The sequence below is a fragment of the Paenibacillus validus NBRC 15382 genome (assembly GCF_004000985.1).
Lineage (GTDB): Bacteria > Bacillota > Bacilli > Paenibacillales > NBRC-103111 > Paenibacillus_G > Paenibacillus_G validus.
In genome coordinates this window covers 1-2,939 of record NZ_BIMH01000103.1, presented here as the reverse complement: position 1 = coordinate 2,939, position 2,939 = coordinate 1, and the positions used below count along the sequence as shown (strand labels likewise).

The following is a 2,939-nucleotide window of genomic DNA, read 5'->3' as shown; positions in this document are numbered from 1 at the left end:
TAACCTGAAAGGGTATCTTCGAACGAATAATGCGTATCGGACGAATCAAATGCCGAACATTTGCGTATTACTTTCCGATAGGGCATATTTCATCCTGATCGAAGGAGGCTAGCCTATGTACGCAGCAGCCGATAAAACCAGCGAACCGTGCTTCATCCGCAGGTTGATCCTATGGCTTGCGCTTGTGGCAGGCGTCGCGTTCGTATGCTTGCTGCCGGGTGCGCACGCCGCGTCCGTACCGCAAGCTCCGTCCGCACCGCCGCTTGCCGCCCCGGTTGTCGTCATTCCGGTGGATCGGACGATCGAAAGCGGGCTTGAACGGTTTATGCAAAGAGCGTTTGCCGAGGCGCAAGAGCTTGGCGCCATGCACATCATTCTGGACATCGATACGCTCGGAGGAAGCGTGGAATCGGCCGAGCATATCGGGCAGCTCGTGAAAGAAAGTCCGATACCGACAATCGCTTACGTGCGGGGGAAAGCGATTTCGGCCGGCGCGTATATCGCATTGAATGCGAACCGCATCGCCATGGAGCCCGGCAGTTCCATGGGAGCGGCCGCCGTAGTGGACGGGACCGGCAGCGAGATCGAGAACGTGAAGGTCGTCTCGTATTGGTCGGGGCAGATGAAGGCCGCCGCGGAGCTGCGCGGCCGCAATACGCAAGTCGCCGAGGCGATGGTGGATAAACAGGTCGGGCTTTCGCTGCCGGAGCTTGGACGCGAAGTACCGAAAGGGCAAATTTTGACGCTTACGGCGGGAGAGGCCGTGAAGGTCGGTTATGCCGAGACGACGGCCGCCGACGTGCAGGAAGTGGTGCGCTTTATCGGCGGCGCGGATCATCCGCTCGTCACGATTGAAGCAAGCGCTGCGGAGCAGGTGGCGCGTTTTGTGACGCTCCCCTGGGTGTCCGTGCTGCTGTTGTTGATCGGCATCGCCGGGATCGCCATCGAAATGCTTGTAGCAGGCTTCGGCATCGCAGGCGTGCTGGGTATTTTAGGGTTTGGACTTTACTTTTTCGGGCATTATATCGCTGGATTTGCGGGGGTGGAAGACGTGGCGCTGTTTATTGCCGGCATATTCCTGCTTATACTGGAAATTTTCGTGTCCAGCTTCGGCATTCTCGGCTTCCTTGGAGCGGTTTGTCTATTCAGCGGCGTCGTGCTGTCGGCCTATAACATGAAGCTGGCGGCGCTGAATCTGGGCATCGCGTTCCTCGGGGCCGTCGTCGTTGTAGCGATTGTCGTGAAAATCTTCCAGCACCGCGGCGTTTGGAACCGGTTCATCTTGCGCGATAAGCTGACGACCGAAGAAGGCTACGTTTCCGTTGTTACCCGGCGCGAGCTGGTCGGCAAGACCGGCACGTCGGTTACGCCGCTTCGGCCTGCGGGGACGGCCGTCTTCGATGAAGAGCGGCTCGACGTCGTCGCCGATGGTGAATTTATACCCGCCAACCGGACGGTGACAATTACGTTCGTCGAAGGATCGCGTATCGTTGTGAAGGAAGTAAAACAATAAGGAGGCGTTGTGTTTCATGGATACGAGTTTGATTTCGGTTTTATTTTTAGCGGTTGTGGTCATTATTGCGCTGTCGGTGTTTTTCACGTTTGTGCCGGTCATGTTGTGGATTTCCGCGTTGGCGTCCGGAGTGAGGATCGGCATTATCACGCTGGTCGCGATGCGCCTGCGCCGCGTCTTACCAAGCCGCATCGTCAATCCGATGATCAAAGCGACGAAGGCGGGAATAGAGTTGACGATCAACCAGCTGGAAAGTCACTTTCTGGCGGGCGGTAACGTCGATCGCGTCGTCAATGCGCTGATTGCCGCACACCGCGCGAACATTCATCTTGAGTTCGAACGCGCGGCGGCGATTGATCTGGCCGGACGGGACGTGCTGCAGGCCGTGCAAATGAGCGTCAATCCGCGCGTTATCGAGACGCCTACCGTATCGGCCGTGTCGAAGGACGGGATTGAAGTAAAGGTTATCGCCAGAGTGACGGTACGCGCCAATATCGAGCGGTTAGTCGGGGGCGCCGGGGAAGAGACGATCATCGCCCGTGTCGGCGAAGGCATTGTCACGACGGTCGGCTCCAGCGGCTCGCATAAGGACGTGCTGGAAAATCCCGACTTGATTTCACGCACCGTGCTTGGCAAAGGATTGGACGCCGGTACGGCATTCGAGATTTTATCCATTGATATTGCGGACGTCGACGTGGGCAAAAATATCGGCGCCAACCTTCAAACGGAGCAAGCGGAAGCCGACAAGCGCATCGCCCAAGCGAAGGCGGAGGAGCGGCGCGCGATGGCTGTCGCGCAGGAGCAGGAAATGAAAGCGAAGGTCGTCGAGATGAAGGCCAAGGTGGTCGAAGCCGAATCCGAAGTGCCGCTTGCGATGGCCGAAGCGCTTCGCGAAGGCAAGCTTGGCGTCATGGATTATATGAACTTGAAAAATATCGATGCGGATACGCAAATGCGCTCCAGTCTCGGCAAAATGAACAACAACCCCGGCCAACAGGGCGAGGACGCGTGAAGCGGGAGCGACGCGCGGTAAAGGCGGTGAATAACCCGTGAACATCATCGGTTTTTTATTGGAAAATTGGATCGTTGTGGCGATTGTTTTCTTCGTCTTCAGCTCGTTGTTCAAACAGATGAAGCAAGGAAACCCTGCTAAGCCGCAATCGCCCGGCAAGCCGGTTTCAAGCATGCCGCCCTTCGGGGGCGGAGGTTCCGGCTGGCCGAAAGGTTCGGACGCCCGGCCGATGCGCAAGGCGGCTCCTGGGCAGCCGCAGGCGGCTTCTGCGGAGCGTGCAGACACGCGCGGACACGCGAACAAGCCGCCCGTCATTCGCGAGTCTGCGGAGCGCCAGGCCGCAGCTGAAGACCCGTACGCGGCTCAGCGCGAGCAGCGGGAGCGCCCGCTAGCCGTGGGCCGCGGCTTGGGCGA

The 2,939-nt window shown here is 58.6% G+C and carries 3 protein-coding genes; all 3 read left to right on the top strand.

What is annotated here, in order from left to right:
• Window positions 1-115 precede the first annotated feature (115 nt).
• On the top strand, window positions 116-1,513 hold the full coding sequence (locus PVA01S_RS26165) for an NfeD family protein (RefSeq protein ID WP_127610809.1): 1,398 nt from the start codon (window positions 116-118) through the stop codon (window positions 1,511-1,513).
• A gap of 16 nt (window positions 1,514-1,529) precedes the next feature.
• On the top strand, window positions 1,530-2,525 hold the full coding sequence (gene floA / locus PVA01S_RS26160; RefSeq protein ID WP_127610808.1) for a flotillin-like protein FloA: 996 nt from the start codon (window positions 1,530-1,532) through the stop codon (window positions 2,523-2,525).
• A gap of 37 nt (window positions 2,526-2,562) precedes the next feature.
• A partial coding sequence (locus tag PVA01S_RS26155) for a hypothetical protein (RefSeq protein ID WP_218029675.1) occupies window positions 2,563-2,939 on the top strand: 377 nt, incomplete at its 3' end.